This is a genomic window from Pseudonocardia sp. TMWB2A (assembly GCF_017312135.1).
Window position 1 is genome coordinate 4,211,307 of sequence record NZ_QKQY01000002.1, and the last position, 22,276, is coordinate 4,233,582.

A 22,276-nucleotide genomic window follows, 5' to 3' on the forward strand; every position below is an offset into this window, starting at 1 on the left:
ACGGCGCCGCCGGGTTCCGCGGGACCGTCGAGACCGACACCGACCCCGGAACGCGGGACGGCCCGGCCGCTGTGGTCGATGCGGCCGGGCCGTGTTTCCCGAACTGACGCGCCGCTCCCACCACGAAGCGACAAGCTGAAGTTAGCCTAGGCTTACCTCAACCGTCAAGAGCGGCACGGGAATCCGGGAGGTCTCAGCCGGCGACGGGCTGGGCGCGGGCCGGGTCGAGGCGGCCGGTGGCGCCGGCGTGGCGCTCGAACCAGATCGTCGTCAGCGGCGGGATGCTCGCGAGCAGGCCGATCACGGTGGTGCGCAGGTCCCAGCGGAACAGCCGCGCGGTCCACAGCGTGACGAGCACGTAGGCGACGAACAGCGCCCCGTGGATCGGCCCCATGACCTGCACCCCGACCTCGGTGGTGGCCAGCACCCACTTGAAGAACATGCCGATCAGCAGGCCGGTCCAGGACAGCGCCTCGGCGATCGCCACGACGCGGAAGGCCTTGGCGACGAGGGACGGGTCGTTCATGACGGTGCTTCCTCCAGGCGGACGGGACGTCGGACTCCACTCTGCCGTATCCCCCGCACCACCTTCTACCGGGTGTCGAAAGACACGCGGTGCGATGAGTCGGCGCGCCGCGACCGGTCGGAACGGGCAGGGCCCCGCGACCGTGGGGCGCCGACCCGACCGGAGGTGGCATCCGTGCTCGATCTCGCCCCGACCGCCCGCGCCGTCGCCGACGTCGTCGCCGGTGTCCGCGACGACCAGCTCCACGACCCGACCCCCTGCGACGACATGACCGTCGCCGCCCTCCTCGACCACCTGCACGGTCTGGCGTGGGCGTTCCGGGTCGCGGCGCAGAAGTCCCCCGAGGCCGCGGGTACAGCGCCGAGCGCCGACGCCGCGCACCTCGTCGCGGACTGGCGCACCGCGGTCCCGGCCCGGCTCACCGCGCTGGCCGAGGCCTGGCGCGAACCTGCCGCCTGGGAGGGCTTCACCGCCGCGGGTGGGCTGGACCTGCCGGCCGAGGTCGCGGGGGTCATCGCGCTCGACGAGCTGGTCCTGCACGGCTGGGACCTCGCCGTCGCGACCGGCAGCCCCTTCACCCCCGACGACGACGCCGTCGCCGCCGTCCTGGAGTTCACCACCGCGATGTCGGAGCCCGGCCAGGAGGCGTCCCGGGCGGGCCTGTTCGGGCCGGTCGTCGCCGTCGGGGGCGACGCACCGGCGTTCCACCGGGCGCTCGGCAACAGCGGCCGCGACCCGCGCCGGGGCCGCTGACGCGGGGTAGCGTCGACCGGCGTGGTGACGTCCCCGCACGGCAAGGTCCGCATCGGCGTCGGCTCGGTGGGGCTGCGCGCCACCGACCCCGGCTCGGAGTTCGACGAGTTCGTCGACGCCCTCGAACGCGCAGGCGTCGACTCGCTGTGGCTGCCCGACCTCGTCTCCGCCCCCGGCGTCGACGCGCTGGTCGGTACCACCTGGGCGGCCGCCCGGACCCGGACGCTCAAGGTCGGCACCGGCGTCACGATCCTGCCCGGCCGCAATCCGATGCTGCTCGCGGCCGAGCTCGCGTCACTGGCGGTGCTGGCGCCGAAGCGGATCCTGCCCGCGTTCGGCATCCGGGCGGCGACGCCGTCGGAGCGCCAGCTGTTCCCCGTCCCCGGCACCCGGGCCGCGGTGTTCGAGGAGTCCCTCGTGGTGCTGCGACGGCTGCTGTCCGAGGAGTCGGTGACCCACCACGGCGAGTTCTTCACCCTCGACGACGCGACCGTCGCACCGCGCCCGGCCCGCCCGCTCGACCTGTGGCTGGGCGGGCGCGCCGAGGTCGGCCTGCGCCGGGTCGGCCGGCTCGCCGACGGCTGGCTGGGCAGCTTCCTCACCCCCGACGAGTCCGCCCGCGCCCGCACCGTCATCGAGGCCGCCGCCCGCGACGCCGGCCGGGAGATCGACGACGACCACTACGGCACCAACGTCACCGTCGTGCTGCCCGGCGAGGGGTCCGGTGCCGCCGCCGACCACGCGCTGCTCCGGGCCGCCCAGCAGCGGCCCGACGCCGACCCCGAGCAGCTGGTCGCCCGCGGCTGGGACGGCGCCGCCGAGCAGATCCGCCGCCACGTCGAGGGCGGGCTGACCAAGTTCGTGGTGCGCCCCGCCGCCCCGGCGCAGGACTGGGCCCGGTTCCTCGACGAGTTCGTCGCCGAGCTGGGGCCGCTCGAGTCGGACTGAATGTTCCCGAACGGGTGACCGATCACCTACGGTGAGTGAGTGGTCGACTCCCCGCACGGCAAGGTCCGCATCGGTCTCGGCCTCGTCGGGGCCCGCGACCTGCCCACCTTCGCCGACGAGTTCGACGAGCTGCTCCACGCCCTCGACGCCTCCGCCGTCGACTCGTTGTGGCTGGCCGACATCGCGTCGAAGTCGGTGGTCGACCCGATGGTCGGCAGCACTTGGACCGCGGCGCGCACCCGCACCCTGAAGGTCGGCACCAGCGTCACGGTGCTGCCCGGGCGCAACCCGATGCTGCTCGCCTCCGAGCTCGCGTCGCTGGCGGTGCTCGCCCCCCGGCGGATCCTGCCGGTGTTCGGGCTGCAGGCCGCCCAGCCCTGCGACCGGCAGCTGCACCCCGTACCGGGCCGGCGCGCCGCGGTGTTCGAGGAGTCCCTCGTGGTGCTGCGCCGGCTGCTCACCGAGGACTCCGTGACCCACCACGGCGAGTTCTTCACCCTCGACGACGCCGCCGTCCTCCCCCGCCCGGCCGCCCCGCTCGACCTGTGGCTGGGCGGACGCGCCGACGCCGGGCTCCGGCGCGCCGGGCGGCTCGCCGACGGCTGGCTCGCCAGCTTCCTCACCCCCGCCGAGACCGCCCGGGCCCGCGGGATCATCGAGACCGCCGCCCGCGACGCCGGCCGCACGATCGACGACGACCACTACGGCACCAACCTGTGGGTCGCCCCGCCCGGCGCGGACCCCGGCCCCGCCCGGGCGCTCGCCGGGGCCCAGCGTCCGGACGTGGACTGGCGCGACATCGTCGGCGACGGCTGGGACGGCGTCGCCGAGCTGGTCCGCCGGCACGCCGACGGCGGCCTCACCAAGTTCGTGGTGCGCCCGACCGGCCCGGTGGCGGACTGGCCGGGGTTCCTCGACCGGTTCACCACCGAGCTCGGGCCGCTGCAGTCCGGCTGAGCGCCGCGATGCGGCGCCGGGTCAGCGCGTCGTCCAGATCCCCCCGTCGACCGGCAGCACCGCGCCGGTCACGTACGACCCGGCGGCCCCGGCCAGGAACAGCGTCGCCCCGACGACGTCCGAGGGCTTGCCCAGGCGTCCGAGCGGGGTGGAGTCGGCGATCTCGTCGCCCGCCGCCTCCAGCGTGGCGCGCATCATCCGCGACGGGAACGGCCCCGGCGCGATCGCGTTCACGGTGATCCCGCGCCCGGCGAGGTCGCGGGCCAGCACCCGGGTCAGCTGGTGCACCCCGGCCTTGCTGGCCGAGTAGCTGTAGTTCGGCAGCTCGGGGACGCGCAGCCCGTCGATGCTGCCGATGTTGATCACCCGGGCCGGGTCCTCGGCCGACCCGGCGGCCTCCAGCAGCGGCAGGAACGCCCGGGTCAGGAAGAACGGCGCCTTCAGGTTGAGGTCGAGCACCTTGTCCCAGGCGTGCGCCGGGAACTCCTCCAGCGGCGCACCCCAGGTCGCGCCCGCGTTGTTGACGAGCAGGTGCACCCGCTCCTCGCGCTCCCCGACCTCGGCGGCCAGCCGGACGCACTCGTCCTCCGACGACAGGTCCGCGGCGATGCCGGTGCCGCCGATCTCCGCGGCGGTGTCGGCGCAGGCGTCGGCCTTGCGGCTGGACACGTAGACCCGCGCCCCGGCCTCGGCGAGACCGCCCGCGATCATGCGGCCGATGCCGCTGGTGCCGCCGGTGACCACGGCCACCCTGCCGCGGACGTCGAACAGTTCGGTGATCATGACGCACGCTAACCGGAGAGCTGGCACGCTCGCAGCCATGACCCGTTCCCGCGACCGCGACGACCGGGGCCGTGCCCGCAACGCCCGCCCCCGCGACGCCGCCGGGCGTCCGCTCCCGCACGGCGCACCCGGCGTCGAGCGGGTGCCCGAGGACCTGGTGCTCTCCCCCGCCGACGCCGTCACCGAGGCCCAGCGGCTGCTCGACTCGGGCCTGCCGTTCAACGCCCACGAGATCCTCGAGGGTGCCTGGAAGGACGCGGGCGACGACACCCGCGACCTGTGGCGGGCGCTGGCGCAGCTCGCGGTCGGGCTGACCCACGCCCAGCGCGGCAACGCCCGCGGCGCCGTCGCGCTGTTGCGCCGCGGCGCGGAGGGCGTCCGGCTGTGGCGGGTGCTCGACGTCGCCGTCCCGGCCGGGCTGGACCTCGACGGCCTGGTCGCGCACACGGACGCCCTCGCCGACGACGTCGAACGCGACGGTGCCGGCACCGTCACGGCGACACGGCTCGCCCCGCGGCTGCGCGGGACCCGGGCGCCGGGGAGCCTGATCGCCGCGCGGCCGCGCGCCGGGAGCCACCCGCCGGGGAGTCCGACGCCACCCCACGACGTCCGTGACTCCGGCCCGTCCCCCGGGCCACCATGGGGCCGTGCCCCTCCACCTCGTGTCCCGCCCCGCACACTGACGGTGGCCGCCCGTCCCACCTCCCGGTCCTGGCCCCGCGCGCTGCTGCGTGAGGCCCGGTCGCTGCCCACACTGGCGCTGCTCGGGCTGATCGCCGTCGTCGGTGTCCCGCTGGTGATCCTGCTGACGCCGGAGAACCACGTCGAGGTGTTCGGCCAGGACGTCGGCGTGGGCGCCCGGGTGCCGCCGCTGACGCTGTCGGGGCCCGCGCAGATCGCCCAGCTCGGCAACGCCGAGTTCGACCTCACGACCGTGCAGGTGTGGGGTCCGATCCGGCCGCGGCTGTCGATCGGGCCGTTGAAGCGGCCCGCCGACAACGGCCCGGTGCTGGGCCCGCACACCGTCGACGGTGCCGGCGACGCGGTCCGCGACCTCGGTGAGGGGTTCGTGACCTGGTACCTGTGGGGCGCCGCGGGCATCGTGCTGGTCGCGCTGCTGGGCAGCGGGCTGATGGCGACCGCGCGGCTGCTGCTGGCGCTGCGCCGCACCCGCACCCGCCGGTACCGGCCGGTGCACTGGGACGACCTGGCCGGGCCGATCGGGCGGATGACCGTCGTCGCGGTGACCGCGTCGGTGCTGCTGTGGGCGGGCGCCGGGGTCGCCGCGCTGCACGGCACCCTCACCGGTCTGGGGCGGGTCACCTCGCTGACCGACCTGGTCGGGGCGGCGACGGTCACCCCGTCGCCGGTCGGGCCCGCGGTCACCGGGGTCGCGGGCGCGGTGATCGGGGACTCCCGCGCGGCCCGGATCGGCGGCCCGCCGCTGCGGCAGGACGACGGCACCGTCACCGACGAGGACCGCGCCTGCGGGCGCAGCACCGACTCCACCGCCGCCGAGCTGGCCCGGCTGCGCGGCGAGGACGTCCTGAACCTGGCCTGCGCCGGGGCGGGCGTCGCGACCGGGCTGCGCGGGCCGCAGCTGCGCGAGGGCGTCACCGTCGACCCGCAGGTCGGGCGGCTCAAGCAGGTCCGGAACCTGCAGTGGGTGGTCGTCGCGGTCGGCCCGAACGACCTGGCCTGGTCGGACTTCCTGCTGTACTGCTACGGCCTCGCCACCTGCGACGACCGGCTCTCCGACGGCGAGTTCGAGTCCCGCCTCGCCGGGTTCGCCCGCGACGTCGGCGCCCTGTTCACCGACCTCGACACGCTGCCGGGGCGCCCGCGGGTGGTGGTCACCCTGTCCTACGACCCGTTCCCGGCCCGGTTCGACCCGACCTGCGCGGACATGCGCGGCCCGGCCGGCACCCCGGGCCTGGACCAGGCCAAGCTCGACCTGCTCGCCGAGCGGAACCGCCGGCTCAACGACGTGCTGGCCGACGGCGCCGCCCGCTTCGGGTTCAGCACCGCCGCGCCGGCCCTGGCGCCGCTGTGCGACCCGGACCGCGACCGGATGCCGCCGGACATCATGGGGCTCGCCACCCCCGACCCGTTCCACCCGACGGCGGTCGGCTCGCTGCGGATCGCGGCGTCCGCGGCGACGGCGCTGGCCGGTCCGCGCCCCACCGGGACGCCGTGACCCGCCGCCGGGCCGCTCAGGCGTCGGCGTCGCGCAGCACCCGCAGCGCGTTGCGGTGGGCCAGCTTCGCCAGGTCCTCCGCGCTCCACCCGCGGTCGGCGAGCGCGTCGAGCAGCCGCGGGTAGGTGGAGACGTCGGAGAGCTCCTCGGGCAACTCGGTGGTGCCGTCGAAGTCGCCGCCGATGCCGACGTGGTCGATCCCGGCTGCCTCGCGCAGGTGCTCGACGTGCGCGACGACCTCGGCGAGGGTCGCGCGGGGCTGCTCCGGACCGTCCCAGCCCGCGATGAAACGGTTCCGGGCGGCGAGGTCGCGGTGGTCGGCCCCGGCCTCGGCCATCGCCTCCCGGACCCGCCCGTCCCACGCGGTCACGGCGGTGGAGACGAAGCGGGGCACGAACGTCGCCATGACCACGCCGCCGTTGCCGGGCAGGGCCTCCAGCACGTCGTCGGGGACGTTGCGCGGGTGGTCGGTGACGGCGCGGGCGCCGGAGTGGGTGAACAGCACCGGGCGGGTGGTGACGGCGAGGGCCTGGTGCATCGTCGCCGGCGCGACGTGCGAGAGGTCGACGATCATGCCGATGCGGTTCATCTCGGCGACGACCCCGCGGCCGAACTCCGACAGCCCGTCGTGACGGGGCGTGTCGGTGGCCGAGTCGGCCCAGTTGTTGTTCAGGTTGTGGGTCAGGGTCAGGTAGCGGACCCCGAGCCCGCGCAGGACCCGCAGCACGGCGAGGGAGTCGGCGATGCAGTGCCCGCCCTCGGCCCCCATCAGGGAGGCGACCCGCCCGGAGCCGACGACGGCGTCGACGTCGTCGGCGGTGTCGGCGAACGCCAGGGCGTCCGGGTGGGCGGCCAGCAGCCGCCGCACCCGGTCCACCTGGTCGAGCACCGCGGTGACGGCCTCGTCGTGGCCCAGCTCGCCGGGCACGTAGACCGACCAGAACTGGGCGCCGACCCCGCCGGCCCGCAGCCGCGGGAGGTCGGTGTGCAGCCGCGGGTCCCCGGCGGCGACGTCCGGCTCGCGGGCCGGGTCGCCGCCGGAGAGCTCGCGCAGCGCCCAGGGCAGGTCGTTGTGTCCGTCGAGTACGTAGACCATGCCCCGGAGCCTGCCAGTGCTCAGTAGCGGATGACGCCCCGGATGTTCTTGCCCGCGTGCATGTCCTCGTAGGCCGTCGCGACCTGGTCCAGGGTGTAGGTGGTGGTGACCAGCTCGTCGAGCTTCAGCGCGCCGGCGCGGTAGAGCTCCAGCTGGCGCAGGATGTCCCAGTTCGGGTTGGACATGCCGAACATCGCGCCCTGGATCCGCTTCTGGAACAGGGTGACGTCGGCCAGCGACACCGGCAGCGGCTCGGTCGAGTTGATGTCGCCGAGCGCGGTGACGACGACGGTGCCCGCCTTGCGGATCGAGGCCATCGCCTGCCCGACGTGGTCGGGCTTCACGACGCCGACGGTCACGATGGTCTGGTCGGCGCCCTGACCGTTGGTGAACTGCTTCGCGATCTCGGTGGCCTCCTCCATCGTCTCCACCGCGTGCGTGGCGCCGAGCTCCTGGGCCTTCTCGCGCTTCAGCGCGACCGGGTCGACGGCGATGATGTTCGCGGCGCCCGCGTGCGAGGCACCCTGGACCGCGTTGATGCCGATGCCGCCGATGCCCATGACGATCGTGGTGTGGCCCGGCTGCACGCCGCCGGCGTTGACCGCGGAGCCCCAGCCGGTGCCGACGCCGCAGCCGACCAGGCAGGCGACCTCGAGCGGGATGTCGTCGGGGACCTTCACGCAGGAGTCCTCGGAGACCACGGTGGTCTCGCAGAAGGTCGAGATGCCGCACATCTGGCCGACCGGGGTGCCGTCGTCGGCGAGCCGCAGGCGGGTCGTGGGCTCCTCCCAGCGGGTGCCCGCGAGCAGGCCCGCGCCGAGGTCGCAGAGGTTCTGCATGCCGCTGGCGCACCAGCGACAGTGCCCGCAGGAGGGCAGGAACGAGAAGACGACGTGGTCGCCCTCCTTGAGGCCCTTCTTGTTCGCCCCGGCGCGGGTGACGATGCCGGAACCCTCGTGTCCACCGGCGAACGGGTAGGTGCCGACCGGGATGTCCCCGGTGGCGATGTGGTCGTCGGAGTGGCACAGCCCCGACGCGACCATCTTGACCTCGATCTCGCCGGGGCGCGGCTCGTCGAGTTCGAGGTCGACGACCTCGTACTTGCCCGGAGCGCTCCGGACGATTGCTCCACGGGTGTGTCCCACGGTGGTTCACCTCAGACGTCGTCGTCCAACAGGATGCGCACGCGACGATATGAGCCCGGTCACTCCAGGGGAAGTGCCACACGCAGATCGCGGGACACCGTTCGCCTGTAGACCGTGTCGCTAACGGGGCATCCGACGCCAGACGGCGCGGGGCAGCAGCCGCAGCCCGAGGAACAGCAGCCGCAGGGTGCCGGGCACCCAGACGTCGGCGTTGCCCCGCCCGCGCCGGACCGCGCGCACCGTCGCGTCGGCGACCTGCGCGGGCGTCGACGACAGCGGCGCCGGGCTCATCCCCTCGGTCATCCGGCCGACGACGAACCCCGGGCGGATCAGCACCAGCCGCACCCCGGTCCCGTGCAGCGCGTCGGCCAGGCCGGAGGCGAACCCGTCGAGCCCGGCCTTGGCGCTGCCGTAGACGTAGTTGGCGCGCCGCACCCGCACGCCGGCCACCGAGGAGTAGACGACCAGCGTCCCGCTCCCCTGCGCGCGCAGCACCTGGGCCAGCTCGGTGAGCAGGTGCACCTGGGCGAGGTAGTCGGTGTGCACGATCGCGGCGGCGTGCGCGGCGTCGGTCTCGGCGCGGGCCTGGTCGCCGAGGATCCCGAACGCGACGACGGCGACGTCGATCCGCCCGTGGCGCGCCGTCACGTCGTCGAGCAGCGGGCGGTGGCCGGCGAGGTCGTCGGCGTCGAAGGCGACGGTGTCCACCGCGGCGCCCGCGGCCCGGACCCGGGCCGCCTCCGCGGTCAGCGCCTCCGGGCGGCGCGCGGCCAGCACGACCGTGTCGGTGTCCCCGGCGGCGAGCCGTTCGGCGACCTCCAGCCCGATCTCGCTGCGACCACCCAGGACCAGGACCGTGCGCTCCGAACCACCCACACGGTGCAGCCTCCCACCCCGTGGCGGACCATCGTCGCCATGGGGTCGGACGGGGAAGCCGGTGCGGTGTACGACTCGGTGCTCGACGCGGTCGGGGCCACCCCGCTGGTCCGGCTGCGCCGCATCGTGCCCGAGGGGTCGGCGCAGGTCTGGGTCAAGACCGAGTGGACCAACCCGGGCGGCTCGGTGAAGGACCGCGCCGCGCTGGCGATGGTGCTCGACGCCGAGGAGTCCGGGGCGCTGCGCCCGGGCGGCACGATCGTCGAGGGCACCTCGGGCAACACCGGCATCGGCCTGGCGATGGTCGCCGCCGCCCGCGGCTACCGGGCGGTGTTCGTGGTGCCGGACCGGACCACCGCCGAGAAGCAGGCGCTGCTGCGTGCCTACGGCGCCGAGGTCGTCCGCACGCCGGGACTGGTGCCCCAGGACGACCCGCGCCACGTGCGACGGCTGGCCGGCCGGATCGCCGCCGAGACCTCCGGCGGCTGGCTCGCCGACCAGTACGACAACCCGGCCAACCCGGCCGTGCACGAGCGGACGACCGGCCCGGAGATCTGGGCGCAGACCGGCGGCCGGGTCACCCACCTCGTCGCGGGGGTGGGGACCGGCGGCACCCTCACCGGCGCCGGCCGGTACCTGCGCCGGCACGGCGTCACCGTCGTCGCGGCCGACCCGTGGACCTCCCGCTACGGCGGCGGCGACGGCAGCCCGTACTACGTCGAGGCCGTCGGCCACTACCTGCACCCGCTGACCGGCACCGACACCTGGCCGCGGGTCTACGACCCGGCGGTGCACGACCGCGTCGAGCGGATCGGCGACGGCGACTCGCTGCGCACGGTGCGCAGCCTCGCCCGGTCCGAGGGTCTGCTGGTCGGCGGCTCGTCGGGGACTGCGGTGGCCGCGGCGCTGCGTGTGGCCGTCGAGGCCGGGCCGGACGCGGTGGTCGTCGCGGTGCTGCCCGACTCCGGGCGGATCTACCTGTCGAAGTACTTCGACGACGACTGGCTGACCCGCCTGGGGTTCCTCGACGCCGTCGCCGGGCCGCGGGTGCGCGACACGGTCGGCCCGTACGCGCCGGGGCTGCTCGTCGCCCCGGCCACGACGACCGTCGCCGCGCTGCTCGCGGCCCTGGACCGGGCGGGCCCCGGCGGCGCGGTCCCGGTGGTGCTGCCGCGCGAGACCGACGCCGTGACCTGGTCGGCACCGGACGTCATCGGCAGCGTGCGGCCCGCCGACCTGGTGGGACTGCGCCCCGACGAGCGGGTCGGGGCGCACGCCGGTCCCCCGCCCGCGACGGTCGGCCACGGCGAGTCCACCGCGGCCGCGACCGCGCGGCTCGACGCCGCCGCCGTCGGCCAGCACGACGCCGTCCTGGTGCTGGTCGACGGCCGTGCGGTCACCCAGGTGCGCCGCGACCGGCTCGGCGGCCACCCCGCCTGAGGCCGGTGTGGGTCCGCTCACACCGGACCGGGCGGGGATGGGCGGGGACGGCGCCGTCGTTGTCTGCTGTCACGGGGCGCGCCCGCCGCGTCCGGGAAGGGGACCGTCGTGGACCTCCTGCTGCACCACGGGCTGACCGCGTTCGGGCAGTTCGTGTCGTGGGCCGAGCTCGTCGGGCAGATCGGCGCCATCGCCGTGGTGTTCCTGGCGCGCCGGCGCAGCCTCGCGACCTGGCCGGTGCAGATGGCGGCCTGCGTGCTGCTGTTCACCGTCTACGCCTCGGCACACCTGGGCGGGCTCGCGTTCCGGCAGGTCATCGTGCTGGCCATCTCGGTGTTCGGGCTCGTCGCGTGGCTGCGCAGGCGCGACCCGGTCTACGGCCTCGCGGTCCGCCAGGCGAGCACCGCGCAGCGGCTCGGGCTGGTCGGGCTGCTCGTCGGCGGAACCGTGGTGATGGCGCTGGTCCTCGAGGCGCTCGACGCCAGCTGGGCGCCCTGGCCGGACGCCGCGATCTTCGTCGGCACCGCGGTCGCGTTCCTCGCCCAGGGTCTGCGGTTCATCGAGTTCTGGGTGATCTGGCTGCTGGTCGACGCCGTCGGCGTGCCGCTGCAGCTGGCCTCGGGGCTGTGGTTCTCCGCCGCGGTCTACGTCGTGTTCGCCGGGCTGGTCGTGCACGGCTGGTGGAGCTGGGCGCGGGCCCGGCGCACCGTGGGGGCCGCGCAGCGGGAGCCGTCGCGGGCGGTCTGAGCCGCCACGGGATACTGCTCGGATGAGCACGTCCCCCGTCCGCCGCGCCGCCGTCCTCGGTTCCCCGATCGCCCACTCGCTCTCGCCCGCGCTGCACAACGCCGCCTACACCGCGCTCGGGCTGACCGGCTGGTACTACGACCGGCACGAGGTCGACGAGGCGGGCCTGGCCGGGTTCGTCGCCGGGCTCGGCCCGGAGTGGGCGGGGCTGTCGCTGACGATGCCGCTCAAGCGGGTGCTGCTCGACGTCGCCGACCACGTCGCGCCGGGGGCGGCCGCGATCGGCGCCGGCAACACCCTGGTCTTCGAGGGCACCGGCGCGACCGCGCACAACACCGATGTCACCGGCATCGCGCGCTCGCTGCGCGCCGCGGGCGCGGGCGGCGGGCGCGCCGTGGTGCTCGGGGCGGGCGGGACCGCGCAGGCCGCCGTCGCAGCGCTGCACGACATGGAGGTCGACGCCGTCGACGTCCTGGTCCGCGACGCGGGCCGGACCTCCGCGCTGCGCGGGACCGCCGAGCGGCTCGGCACCGAGGTGACGGTGCACGCGGTGCTCACCGACCCGCCCGCCGCGGCGCGGCTGCTCGAGGGCGCCGACGCGGTCGTCTCCACCCTCCCGGCGGGGGCGGCCGACGCACTGGCCGGTGCGCGCTGGCGGCCGGGGACCGTGCTGCTCGACGCCGTCTACGCGCCGTGGCCGACGGTGGTCGCGGGCGGCGCGGCGGCGGCCGGGGCGCGGATCGTGTCCGGCCTGGAGATGCTGCTGCAGCAGGCGGTCGCGCAGGTCGAGCTCATGACCGGGCGTCCCGGTCCGGAGGCCGCCATGCGCGAGGCGCTCGACGCGGCCGTGCTCGCCCGCAGCTGAACCCCCGGCCCGGCGGCGCCACGGCCCGGGTGGCGCTGCTCAGGCCCTGATGATTCTCGGCGAGCGGAGCGCCGCGGGCGGGACGACCATGACGGTCGTGGAGGAGAAGAGCTGCGTGGTCTGCGGGCGGCGGATCGAGTGGCGGAGGAAGTGGGCCGACGACTGGGAGCAGGTGCGCTACTGCTCCCAGGGCTGCCGCAGGCGCAAGGTCCGCCCGGTCGACACCGAGCTGGAGTCGGCGATCACCGGGCTGCTCGACCGCAGGAAGGGCGGGGCGACGATCTGCCCGTCCGAGGCGGCCCGCGCCGTCGACCCCGACGGCTGGCGCGACCTCATGGAACCGGCGCGGATGGCCGCGCGCCGGCTCGTCGACGCCGGGCGGGTCGAGATCGTGCAGTCCGGCCGGGTCGTGGACCCGTCGACGGCGAAGGGCCCGATCCGGATCCGCCGGGTGCCCGGCTGAGCGCCGTGCCAGGCTGAGCCCGTGCCCCGCGACACCTACACCCACGGCCATCCGGGCGTCGTCGTCCGGTCGCACGCGGCCCGCACCGCGGAGAACTCGTGCGCCTACCTGCTGGACCGGCTCACGCCCGGCACCAGCCTGCTCGACGTCGGCTGCGGCCCCGGCAGCATCACCGCCGACCTGGCCGAGCGGGTCGCGCCCGGCCGGGTCCGCGGCGTCGAGGTGGTGCCCGGACCGCTGGAGCAGGCCCGCGCCGGTGCCGCCGCCCGCGGCCTGGACGTGGAGTTCGCCGTCGACGACGGCTACGCCCTGTCCGACCCGGACGGCACCTGGGACGTCGTGCACGCCCACCAGGTGCTCCAGCACGTGTCCGACCCGGTCGCGTTGCTGCGCGAGATGGGCCGGGTCGCCCGGCCGGGCGGCCTGGTCGCCGCCCGCGACGCCGACTACGCCGGGTTCCACTGGTGGCCGCACGACCCGCGGCTGGACCGCTGGCTGGAGCTGTACCGGGCCGTCGCCCGCGGGAACGACGCCGAGCCCGACGCCGGACGACGGCTGCTCGGCTGGGCGCACGCGGCCGGGTTCACCGAGGTGACGCCGTCGGCGTCGGTCTGGTGCCACGCGACCCCGGAGGCCCGCGCCGCCTGGGGCGGGATGTGGGCCGACCGCATCCACACCGGCGTCGGGCGGATGGCCGTCGAGCGCGGGCTGGCCGGGGAGTCCGAGCTGGACGGGATCTCCGCGGCGTGGCGGGAGTGGGCGGCGCACCCCGACGGCTGGATCGTCATCCCGCACGGCGAGGTCCTCTGCCGGGTGCCCGACCGGCCCTGAGCCGCCCGGGTCAGGCGCGGCGGTGCAGGGCGACCACGTAGTCGCCGCCGGACCAGGGTGCACGGTCCCAGGTGGACCACCGCGCGACCGGGTCGAGCCCGGCGGTGGCGCACCAGGCGTCGTGGTCGTCGGGGGTGGGCCAGCCCGGCTGTGTGGCGAACCCGGCCAGCAGCAGGCCGCCCGGACGCAGGTGCCGGGCACAGCCCGCGACCACCCCCGCGCGGTCCTCGGCGTAGGGGATCACGTTGCCCGCCAACACGACCAGCCCGAACCGCTCGGGCAGGTCCAGGGTCTCCAGGCCGGTGGTGACCCAGCGCAGCGCGGGCGCCTTGGCCCGCGCCGCGGCGATCATGTCCGGGTCCGGGTCGACGCCGACGACCGCGACGCCGCGCCGGTCCAGCTCGATCGCGACGCGGCCGGTGCCGCAGCCGCCGTCGAGGACGGGGCCGTCCCCGCGCAGCGCGCAGACCAGGTCGGCCTCGCCGTGCGGGTTCTTCCCGGCCGCGGCCATCGCCGCCCACCTGCGGTCGTAGTCGTCGAGGTCGACCCGGCCGCGCCAGGCCTCCCAGTCGTCGGGGAGCCCGCCGGGGCCCGGCTCCGCGGGGTCGGCGCGGGGTCCGCTGTGGTCGTGCGGGGCGTGGTCGTGCGGGGCGTGGTCGGGCACCCCCGCAGGTTAGGCGGCGACCCCGGAGCCCAGCCGACCGCGCAGCCACCGGCCGACGCCCGCCCCGCGCAGGCACGGGTGGAGCACCACGACGGGCTCGGGCACGCCGGCGTCGGTGCCGAGCAGCGCGGCCACGCCGACCAGGTCACCGGCGGCGGTGCGCAGCAGCAGCGCCGGTGCGGCGACGGGCGCCAGCAGCCCCGCGAGGTCGGCGGCCGTCCAGTCCACGGCCGGTTCCCCGGCCAGGCAGGTCCGCAGCAGCACGTCGAGCTCGGCGGTCTCCTCCCCCGACGCGGGTTCCGCGACGAGCTCGGCCCCGCCGGGCAGCAGCACCGTCTCCCGGGGCGGCGGGGTCGCCGCGCCCGCGCGCAGGAACGCCTCCCCGCGGGCCCGCTCGGTGACGGTGAACGGCGCCCAGTCCCGGCAGGCCAGCACCGGCGGGCCGGCCGGGGCGGTGAGCTCCAGGACGTGCGTGCCGGCCGCGACCGGGCCGGTGCCGACCTCGTCGGCGTGCAGGAGCGCGGCGAGACCGTCGAACAGCCCGTCCCGGCCGCGGGCGGCGGCCACGAGGTCGAGCGCCCGGGTGGGCCCGTCGACCAGCTCGTGCGGGTCGGCCGGGGTGACCTGCACGGTGTCCGGGCCGGACCCGCGCAGCCGTCGCCGGATCACCCGCGACAGCCGGTCCGCGGTCACCCCGCCGCCGACGAGCATCTCGTCGACGACGGTGCCCGCGTCGCGGCCGTGCACCGACAACGACAGGATGTTGCCGCCGACCTCGGCGACGGCCGCGGTCAGCCGGGCCAGCGCACCGGACTCGTCGGGCAGCCGGACGCGGACCTTGAGCAGCGGCGCCGGTCCCGGCTCGGCCCCGGTGCCGAGGACCGCCGGGTCGAGGTCCGCCGGGCCGGGCTCCGTCGAGCCGGGGTCCGCGGCGTCCACGACCCGCAGCACCGGCGGGACGGACGGGCCGTCGACGAGGGTCTGCCCGGGGCCGACGGCGGCGTGCCCGGCCGCCCGCAGCGCGGCCCACATCGTCACCTGGTTCGCGGTGAGCACCGGCTTGCCGAGCTCGCGCTCCAGCCCGGCGATCGCGTCGTAGGTGGGCAGGTTGGTGCAGGAGACGAAGACCGCCTGCGCGTCGGGGTGGTCCGCGGCGCGCACGGCCGCGGCGACCTGCTCCGGGGTCGTCGTCCAGATGTGGCCGAGCAGGCCCAGGCCGTGCCGGGCGACGGTGTCGACCCCGGACTCGGCGAGGAAGTCGGCGAGCAGCCCGGTGAGGTCGTCGACGTAGGGGGTGGCGACGGCGAGCCGGGTGACCCCCAGCTCGGCGCACGCCGCGACCAGCGACCCCGCCGTCGTGACCGCCGCCGGCGCGCCCGCGGCCAGCACCGCCTCGCGCAGCGCGGCCTCCCCCGCCACGCCACCGACGAAGCTGCCCGAGGTGCACGAGTACGCGACCACGGCGGGCCCCGGGGTCAGCACGTCGCGGGCGGCCCGCCGGACCATCGCCGGGTCGGAGATCAGCCGGGCCTGCGCGGCGTCGGCCGGGGTCGCGACGAACGGCGTGCGGGTCACGTGCAGGGTGACCCGCTCCGGGACCCACCGCCACATCTCACGGTCGAGGGCGAAGTCGTACGGCACGACCACACCCACCCGGTCCCGATCCCGCGGGGACGACAGCTCACCCATACCGGCCTCCATGACGCAACGATCACCGTCCATCGTTGCCGCCACGGGTCGCGGCGGTTTCGCGATGGTGAGGACGCCCGCCGGAGGCCGTGTGGGTACTGCCCGTTCTCGATCGTCCTGCCCGCAGGATGCCAGCGGTGGCGGCTCCGTGACCTCCGTGCCACGCCGACCGGCGCCTGCGGTGCGCCGAGTGCGCTACGCGCCGGCCCAGCCGCGCGGGTCGGACTCCGGGCGCGTCGCGACCGCGCGCAGGAACGCCTGGGCCCGGGCCACCTCGGTGACGGTGAACGGCGCCGCCCGCCGGGCGACCAGCCGGGTGCCGTCGGGCGCGGTCAGCTCCAGGTCGTGCTCGTCGCGCGCACCCGGCTCGTCCGGGCCCGGCGTCCGGACACCCGACGCGCCGAGCAGCGCGGCGACCCCGTCGGCGGGGCTCTGACCGGCGGCGACGATGTCCAGTGCCCGGGTGGGCGGGTCGACCAGGTCGTGCGGGTCGGCGGTCATGACCAGGACCCCGCCGTCGGGGGCCGCCCCGCAGACCGCCACCGACAGCTCGCCGACGCTGCACGGCCCGGACACCAGCAGCTCGTCGACGACGGAGTGCGCGTCCTGACCGTGCACCGACAGGGCGAGGATGTTGCAGCGCACCTGCGCCAGCGCCGCCGTCAGCCCGGCCAGGGCACCGGGTTCGTCGGGCAGCCGAACCCGCACCCGGTAGAGGCCGTTGGTCGTCCCGGGATCGGTGCTCATCACCACCAGCCTGCGGGACCGATGTTGCGGCCCTGTGTCGGGGCGGTGTCGGGTGCGTCGCGGCCGGCGCGCCCGTCCGCCGGGCGCGCCGGCCACGCGGGTCAGCCGCAGACCGCCCCGTCGGCCGCCGACGACACGAGCTTCGCGTACTTGCCCAGCACCCCGCGCCGGTTCGTCGGCTCCGGGCACGTCCACTCCGCGCGCCGCCGCTCCAGTTCGGCGGGCTCGACGCCGATGTCGATCGTGCGGGCCTTCATGTCCAGGGTGACCGTGTCGCCGTCGTGGACGAGCGCGATCGGTCCGCCGTCGGCGGCCTCGGGCGAGACGTGCCCGACGCACAGCCCCGTCGTCGCACCGGAGAAGCGGCCGTCGGTGACCAGCAGGACGTCCTTGCCGAGGCCCGCGCCCTTGATCCGCCCGGTGACGGCGAGCATCTCCCGCATCCCGGGCCCGCCGCGGGGGCCCTCGTAGCGGATCAGGACGATCGTGCCGGGCCCGATCTCGCCGGCGTCGACGGCGTCGAGCGCGCCCTGCTCGCCGTCGAAGACGCGGGCGGTGCCGGTGAAGGTGGCGGCGTCGAACCCGGCGGACTTGACGACGGCGCCGTCGGGCGCGAGCGAGCCGCGCAGGATCGTGAGGCCGCCGGTGGGGTGGATCGGGTCGGCGAGGTCGTGGATGACCGAGCCGTCGAGGCCCGGCGGGTCGAGCTCGGCGAGGTTCTCCGCGACCGTGCGGCCGGTGACGGTGCGGGCGTCGCCGTGGATGAGGCCCGCGTCGAGCAGTGCCTTCATCACCACCGGTACGCCGCCGACCTGGTCCACGGCGTACATGAGGTGCCGCCCGAACGGCTTGACGTCGGCCAGGTGCGGGATCCGGTCGCCGACGGTGTTGAAGTCGTCCAGGGTCAGCGGCACCTCGGCCTCCCGGGCGATGGCCAGCAGGTGCAGCACCGCGTTGGTGGACCCGCCGAAGGCCATGACGACGGCGATCGCGTTCTCGAAGGCCTCGCGGGTCAGCACCGACCGCGCCGTCAGGCCACGGGCGATCATGCCGACCGCGGCCTCGCCGGAGGCACGGGCGACGCCGTCGCGGCGACGGTCCACCGCGGGCGGGCTGGCCGAGCCGGGCAGCGCCATCCCGAGCGCCTCGGCGGCCGCGGCCATCGTGTTCGCGGTGTAGAAGCCGCCGCAGGCACCCTCCCCCGGGCACATGGCCCGTTCCAGGGTGTCGAGCTCGTCGGGGGTGATCAGGCCGCGCGCGCACGCCCCGATGCCCTCGAACGCGTCGCCGATGTTGACCTCCCGGTCACCGACCCGGCCCGGCATGATCGATCCGGCGTAGACGAACACCCCGGCGAGGTCGAGCCGGGCCGCGGCCATCAGCATCCCGGGCAGCGACTTGTCGCAGCCGGCCAGGAGCACCGTCCCGTCGAGCCGCTCGGCCTCGACGACGGTCTCCACCGAGTCGGCGATGATCTCCCGGCTGACCAGCGAGTAGTGCATGCCCCGGTGCCCCATCGAGATGGCGTCGGAGACCGAGATCGTGCCGAACTCCATCGGGTAGCCGCCCGCGGTGTGCACGCCCTCCTTCGCCGCGGTCGCGAGCCGCTGCAGCGACAGGTTGCACGGGGTGATCTCGTTCCAGGACGAGGCGATGCCGATCTGGGGCTTGGCGAAGTCGTCGTCGCGCATGCCGACCGCGCGCAGCATGCTGCGAGCGGCGGTGGCGCCGATGCCGTCGGTGACCTGGTGACTGCGGGGCTTGCGGGAACTGGTGGTGGCCATGCGCGCTCCTCGGCCGGACTCCGGTGTCGGGACGGGGCCGATCCTCCCGCACATCACCGGCGCAGGCCCGTTTCCGGCTGCAACGCATAGCCCGTCCGGGCGTATCCGTTGCTACGGGTGATCGTTGGACTCTCCGGCAGCACCGTCATTCACCCGAGAGGACCCGAGCGACACTCATGGCGCACACGAACGAACCCACTCCCCGTAGCACTCGCCGGGTGCGTCGCCGCCGCGCACTGGTCCTCGCGGCCACCGGGCTGGCCACCGGGCTGGTCATCGGGCTGGGCGCCGCGGGCACCGCGGTCGCCGCCGGCACCGGCTCCGGTGTCGCCGGCACCCCGTGCTCGGCGACGGCGAAGGCCTGTGTGGACCTGGAGTCCCAGCAGGCGTGGCTGATGAAGGGCGGGAAGGTCACCTACGGCCCCGTCGACGTCGCCACCGGTGGGCACGGCACGGAGACCCCGACCGGGGACTTCGCCGTCTACGACAAGGACCGCGACCACCACTCCGCCGAGTTCGACGGCGCCCCGATGCCGTGGTCGGTCTTCTTCGCCCCCGGCGGCATCGCCTTCCACGAGGGCGACCGCGGCTCCGGGTCCGCGGGCTGCGTGAAGATGCGCAACCAGGACGCGACGGTGTTCTTCGGCAAGCTGGCGCAGGGTGACCGGGTCGAGGTGCGCTGACCCTCCCCCACCGACGACGACAGGGGCCCCGCGCGATCCGCGCGGGGCCCCTGTCGTGTGCCGTGGGTCAGCGGGCGCCGGCGTTGTCCCGGTCGCGGCGCACGTTGGCCTTGCGGCCCTTCAGCGTCGTCGCACCGCGCAGCGAGCGCAGCACGTCGTCCGCGGCGTGCTCGGGCACCTCGACCAGCGAGTGGCGCTCGTGGATTTGGATGGCGCCGATGTCGCGGCCGGACAGCCGGGACTCGTTCGCCAGCGCACCCACGATGTCCTGCGGGCGCACACCGGAGGCACGGCCCGCCGAGACGAACAGTCGGGTCGCCCCGGCCTTCGGCGGGCGGGCGCCCTGGCCGCGGGCACCGCCCGGACGGCCGTCGCGGTCGCGGCGCGGGCCACGGTCGCCGGGGCCGCTGTCACGGCCACCGCGCGAGCGGACCTGCGGGATCTCGATCTCGTCGTCCGGCACCGAGTTGCCGGCGCGGGCGAGCCGGATCGCCGCGGCGGCGATCGAGGCGAGGTCGTGGTCGCGGGCCAGCTCGACGACGAGCTGCTCCACGCCGTCCTGCGGCGGGGTGTCGGCGTCCTGACCGGCCTGCTCGCGCAGGGCCAGCGCGGTGCGGGCGAGCCGCACGGTGCGCAGGTCCTCCGGCGAGGGCACCGGCGCGCTGGGAACCGACGCCCCGATGAGGCGCTCGATGTTGCGCAGGTGACGCACCGACCCCGGGGTGACCAGGGTGATCGCGACGCCCTCGCGTCCCGCCCGGCCGACCCGGCCGATGCGGTGCACGTAGGACTCCGGCGACGACGGCACGTCGTGGTTGACCACGTGGGTCAGCGAGTCGATGTCGAGGCCGCGGGCCGCGACGTCGGTGGCGACCAGCAGCTCGGTGCGGCCGGCGCGCAGGCGCTCGACGACCCGGGTGCGGTGCTCCTGGTCCATGCCGCCGTGCAGCGCCTCGGCGCGCAGGCCGCGCGCGGTGAGGGTCTCGGTGACGGCGTCGACGTCGGCGCGGGTGCGGCAGAACACGATCGCCGCGGTCGGCTGCTCCATCTCGAGCACCCGGCCCAGCGCGACGGTGACGTGGCTGCGGGGCACGTGGTACGCGGTCTGGCGGACCTTGGGGGCCTCGCCCTCGGGCGTGGCCTCCTTCTTGATCCGGATGTCGGTCGGGTCGCTCAGGTGGGTCCGCGCCAGGCTCTGGATGCGGCCCGGCATGGTCGCCGAGAACAGCACGGTCTGGCGGCCCCGCGGCGTCGCGCCGAGGATCGTCTCGATGTCCTCGACGAAGCCCATGTCGAGCATCTCGTCGGCCTCGTCCAGGACGGCGACCTCGATCGCGTCCAGGGCGAGCGCGCCGCGGTTGACCAGGTCGATCGCGCGGCCGGGGGTGGCGACGACGATGTCGACGCCGCGGCGGAGCTGGCCCAGCTGCGGGCCGATGGGCGCGCCGCCGTAGACGCAGGCGACCGAGGCGCCGAGCGCGGCACCGTACTTGGAGACCGCGTCGCCGACCTGCATGGCCAGCTCGCGGGTCGGGGCGAGCACCAGGCCGAAGGGCTTGGTGCCGCGGGAGCGCGAGGTGCGGCCGTCGGCCAGGCGCTGCAGCATCGGCAGCGAGAACGCGGCGGTCTTGCCGGTACCGGTGGCGGCCTGGCCCAGCAGGTCGCGCCCGGCGATCAGCGGGCCGATCGCGGCGGCCTGGATCGGGCTCGGCGAGGCGTAGCCCAGCTTCTCGAGGGTGTCGAGCAGCTGCGGCGCGAGGCCCAGGTCGGCGAAGGTCGGGCCGGCGGGGGTGTCGTCGACGGGCTCGTCGGCGGTGTCCGCGTCCTCGGTGTCCGCGTCCTCGGCCACGTCGGCGGAGGGGGTGCCCTCCCCGGCGTCGGTCGTGTCGGGGGTGGTGGCGGCGTCGGCGATCTCGGTGTCGAGCTCGGCGGCGGCGTCGGTGTCCGTCATGGCGGCGGAAGTGGTGATCTCGTCTCCGGAGTCGTTCAGGTCGGGGTGCTGGTCCAGCAGAATGCTCACTCGGTCCTCAAATGGCGCGCGCAGGGGGGTGCGCTGTGTCGTCGGGCGGCTCTCGCCCGCTCTCCCAGCCCGCCAGGCCCGCGTGCGGCATCTCGATCCAGATGATGTGCCGGTGAACCCAGACCTCCGGGGCTCGCGGCCGTGCGTCGTCGCCGACGGCCGTCGATCGACCAGTGTGCCATGTCCCGGTGCGGTCCGTGCGTCGGGTCCCGCGTGACCGACACCACCGATGCCCCTGGTCACGACCCTCGGCGCGGCCGCGGGGAGATCACCGACCCTGGCCGGGTGACGGCATTCCTCTCCAGCGCCGCGACCCGGCGCCCGGCGAACCTGCGTGATCTCGGCGGTCTCCGCACGACGGACGGCTACCGGGTACGGCACGGGGTGCTCTACCGGTCCGACGCACCCCGCCCCGGCGACCCGCGCGACGCCCGGGCCCTCGACCTGCCCGAGGGATCGCCGTGGCCGCCGCGGACCGTCGTCGACCTGCGCTCGGCGGCGGAGACGCGCGAGCCGCACCCGCTCGCCGACGTCGCCGACGTGCGGCCGGTCCCGCTCGGCGCGTCGCTGACCCCGGAGCGGGTCGCGACGGCCGCCGCCGGGCAGGACGGGCTCGGGTGGGCCTACCGGCTGCTGGCGTCCGAGGCCGGCGCCGAGCTCGCGGGGATCGTGCGGACCGTCGCCGACGCGCCCGCCCCGGTGCTCGTGCACTGCGCCGCGGGCAAGGACCGGACCGGGATCGTGGTCGGGGTGCTGCTGGCCGTGCTGGACGTGCCGCGCGCGACGATCGTCGCGGACTACCTCCGCACCAACGAGGTCCTGCCGACCCTGTGGGACCGGCTGCGCGCCTGGGGCCAGCCCGAGCCCGACGACGAGGCGCTGCTCGGGGTGGACGCCGCCGCCCTGGAGGCCGTGCTCGACGACCTCGACGCGCACCCCGGTGGCCCGGCGGGCCGGCTGCGCGAGTGGGGCGTCGGCGACGACGACCTGCGCCGCCTCGCCGAGCGGCTGCTGGAGCCGGTCCTCCCGCACTGACGCGACCGGGCCCCGCGCACCCGGGGT

21 protein-coding genes are annotated in these 22,276 nt (G+C 75.9%); 11 read left to right on the top strand and 10 right to left on the bottom strand.

The window, feature by feature from the left end:
- Nucleotides 1-193: 193 nt before the first annotated feature.
- Nucleotides 194-526: a DUF3817 domain-containing protein gene (locus DMP17_RS34275; protein ID WP_226357426.1), complete on the bottom strand. Its 333-nt coding sequence runs from the start codon at nt 524-526 to the stop codon at nt 194-196.
- A 174-nt stretch (nt 527-700) separates the two neighbouring features.
- On the opposite strand from DMP17_RS34275, the gene DMP17_RS34280 reads away from it, so the two are divergent.
- From DMP17_RS34280 to DMP17_RS34290, 3 genes are read left to right on the top strand one after another with little or no spacing between them, the layout of a single operon-like run.
- Complete coding sequence (locus DMP17_RS34280; RefSeq protein ID WP_337831704.1) at nt 701-1,279, top strand: TIGR03086 family metal-binding protein; 579 nt, start codon at nt 701-703, stop codon at nt 1,277-1,279.
- A 21-nt stretch (nt 1,280-1,300) separates the two neighbouring features.
- The gene (locus tag DMP17_RS34285) at nt 1,301-2,227 is read left to right on the top strand and encodes a TIGR03854 family LLM class F420-dependent oxidoreductase (protein ID WP_337831705.1); all 927 of its coding nucleotides are present in this window, start codon (nt 1,301-1,303) and stop codon (nt 2,225-2,227) included.
- Nucleotides 2,228-2,266: 39 nt separating this feature from the next.
- On the top strand, nt 2,267-3,184 hold the full coding sequence (locus DMP17_RS34290; protein WP_337831706.1) for a TIGR03854 family LLM class F420-dependent oxidoreductase: 918 nt from the start codon (nt 2,267-2,269) through the stop codon (nt 3,182-3,184).
- A gap of 21 nt (nt 3,185-3,205) precedes the next feature.
- On the opposite strand, the gene DMP17_RS34295 is transcribed toward DMP17_RS34290, so the two are convergent.
- The gene (locus DMP17_RS34295) at nt 3,206-3,967 is read right to left on the bottom strand and encodes an SDR family oxidoreductase (protein ID WP_255655311.1); all 762 of its coding nucleotides are present in this window, start codon (nt 3,965-3,967) and stop codon (nt 3,206-3,208) included.
- Between the two features lie 37 nt (nt 3,968-4,004).
- Here DMP17_RS34295 and DMP17_RS46530 point away from each other — a divergent pair, with 37 nt between their 5' ends.
- Nucleotides 4,005-6,164 carry a DUF309 domain-containing protein gene (locus tag DMP17_RS46530; RefSeq protein WP_443217935.1) on the top strand — a complete coding sequence of 720 codons (2,160 nt, stop codon included), beginning with the start codon at nt 4,005-4,007 and terminating at the stop codon, nt 6,162-6,164.
- Between the two features lie 16 nt (nt 6,165-6,180).
- Here DMP17_RS46530 and DMP17_RS34310 read toward each other — a convergent pair whose 3' ends face one another.
- The 3 genes from DMP17_RS34310 to DMP17_RS34320 all read right to left on the bottom strand — a co-directional run bounded on the left by DMP17_RS34310 (nt 6,181) and on the right by DMP17_RS34320 (nt 9,281).
- Nucleotides 6,181-7,260, bottom strand: coding sequence for a dipeptidase (locus DMP17_RS34310; RefSeq protein ID WP_337831707.1), 1,080 nt, complete (start codon nt 7,258-7,260; stop codon nt 6,181-6,183).
- 20 nt (nt 7,261-7,280) lie between these two features.
- On the bottom strand, nt 7,281-8,405 hold the full coding sequence (locus tag DMP17_RS34315) for an NDMA-dependent alcohol dehydrogenase (RefSeq protein ID WP_337831708.1): 1,125 nt from the start codon (nt 8,403-8,405) through the stop codon (nt 7,281-7,283).
- Between the two features lie 120 nt (nt 8,406-8,525).
- A complete protein-coding gene (locus tag DMP17_RS34320) occupies nt 8,526-9,281 on the bottom strand; it encodes an SDR family NAD(P)-dependent oxidoreductase (protein WP_226357434.1) in 756 nt (251 codons plus the stop codon).
- Nucleotides 9,282-9,284: 3 nt separating this feature from the next.
- Between DMP17_RS34320 and DMP17_RS34325 the strand changes: the two genes are divergently transcribed.
- The 5 genes from DMP17_RS34325 (at nt 9,285) to DMP17_RS34345 (ending at nt 13,627) form a co-directional block, all read left to right on the top strand.
- The gene (locus tag DMP17_RS34325; protein ID WP_337831709.1) at nt 9,285-10,721 is read left to right on the top strand and encodes a PLP-dependent cysteine synthase family protein; all 1,437 of its coding nucleotides are present in this window, start codon (nt 9,285-9,287) and stop codon (nt 10,719-10,721) included.
- Between the two features lie 108 nt (nt 10,722-10,829).
- Complete coding sequence (locus tag DMP17_RS34330; RefSeq protein ID WP_226357436.1) at nt 10,830-11,468, top strand: nicotinamide mononucleotide transporter family protein; 639 nt, start codon at nt 10,830-10,832, stop codon at nt 11,466-11,468.
- A gap of 22 nt (nt 11,469-11,490) precedes the next feature.
- Nucleotides 11,491-12,333, top strand: coding sequence for a shikimate dehydrogenase (locus DMP17_RS34335; protein WP_062395769.1), 843 nt, complete (start codon nt 11,491-11,493; stop codon nt 12,331-12,333).
- Nucleotides 12,334-12,382: 49 nt separating this feature from the next.
- On the top strand, nt 12,383-12,796 hold the full coding sequence (locus DMP17_RS34340; protein WP_226364909.1) for a DUF2256 and DUF3253 domain-containing protein: 414 nt from the start codon (nt 12,383-12,385) through the stop codon (nt 12,794-12,796).
- Between the two features lie 21 nt (nt 12,797-12,817).
- Complete coding sequence (locus DMP17_RS34345; protein ID WP_337831710.1) at nt 12,818-13,627, top strand: methyltransferase domain-containing protein; 810 nt, start codon at nt 12,818-12,820, stop codon at nt 13,625-13,627.
- Between the two features lie 10 nt (nt 13,628-13,637).
- Here the strand turns inward: DMP17_RS34345 and DMP17_RS34350 are convergent, their stop codons facing one another.
- From DMP17_RS34350 to ilvD, 4 genes are all read right to left on the bottom strand, one after another.
- The gene (locus tag DMP17_RS34350; protein WP_337831711.1) at nt 13,638-14,291 is read right to left on the bottom strand and encodes a class I SAM-dependent methyltransferase; all 654 of its coding nucleotides are present in this window, start codon (nt 14,289-14,291) and stop codon (nt 13,638-13,640) included.
- Between the two features lie 9 nt (nt 14,292-14,300).
- Entirely contained in the window at nt 14,301-15,980 is a 1,680-nt protein-coding gene (locus DMP17_RS34355) for a hypothetical protein (protein ID WP_337831712.1), read from the bottom strand.
- A 195-nt stretch (nt 15,981-16,175) separates the two neighbouring features.
- Nucleotides 16,176-16,727, bottom strand: a complete 552-nt coding sequence (locus DMP17_RS34360; RefSeq protein ID WP_226357442.1) for an ACT domain-containing protein — start codon at nt 16,725-16,727, stop codon at nt 16,176-16,178.
- A 101-nt stretch (nt 16,728-16,828) separates the two neighbouring features.
- Complete coding sequence (gene ilvD / locus DMP17_RS34365) at nt 16,829-18,511, bottom strand: dihydroxy-acid dehydratase (protein ID WP_337831713.1); 1,683 nt, start codon at nt 18,509-18,511, stop codon at nt 16,829-16,831.
- Nucleotides 18,512-18,729: 218 nt separating this feature from the next.
- Here ilvD and DMP17_RS34370 point away from each other — a divergent pair, with 218 nt between their 5' ends.
- A complete protein-coding gene (locus DMP17_RS34370; RefSeq protein ID WP_308253127.1) occupies nt 18,730-19,194 on the top strand; it encodes a L,D-transpeptidase in 465 nt (154 codons plus the stop codon).
- A gap of 67 nt (nt 19,195-19,261) precedes the next feature.
- Here DMP17_RS34370 and DMP17_RS34375 read toward each other — a convergent pair whose 3' ends face one another.
- Nucleotides 19,262-21,214 (bottom strand): DEAD/DEAH box helicase, encoded by a 1,953-nt coding sequence (locus DMP17_RS34375; protein ID WP_226357445.1) that lies wholly within the window; start codon nt 21,212-21,214, stop codon nt 19,262-19,264.
- A 285-nt stretch (nt 21,215-21,499) separates the two neighbouring features.
- On the opposite strand from DMP17_RS34375, the gene DMP17_RS34380 reads away from it, so the two are divergent.
- Entirely contained in the window at nt 21,500-22,249 is a 750-nt protein-coding gene (locus DMP17_RS34380) for a tyrosine-protein phosphatase (RefSeq protein ID WP_337831714.1), read from the top strand.
- The last annotated feature ends 27 nt before the right edge of the window (nt 22,250-22,276 follow it).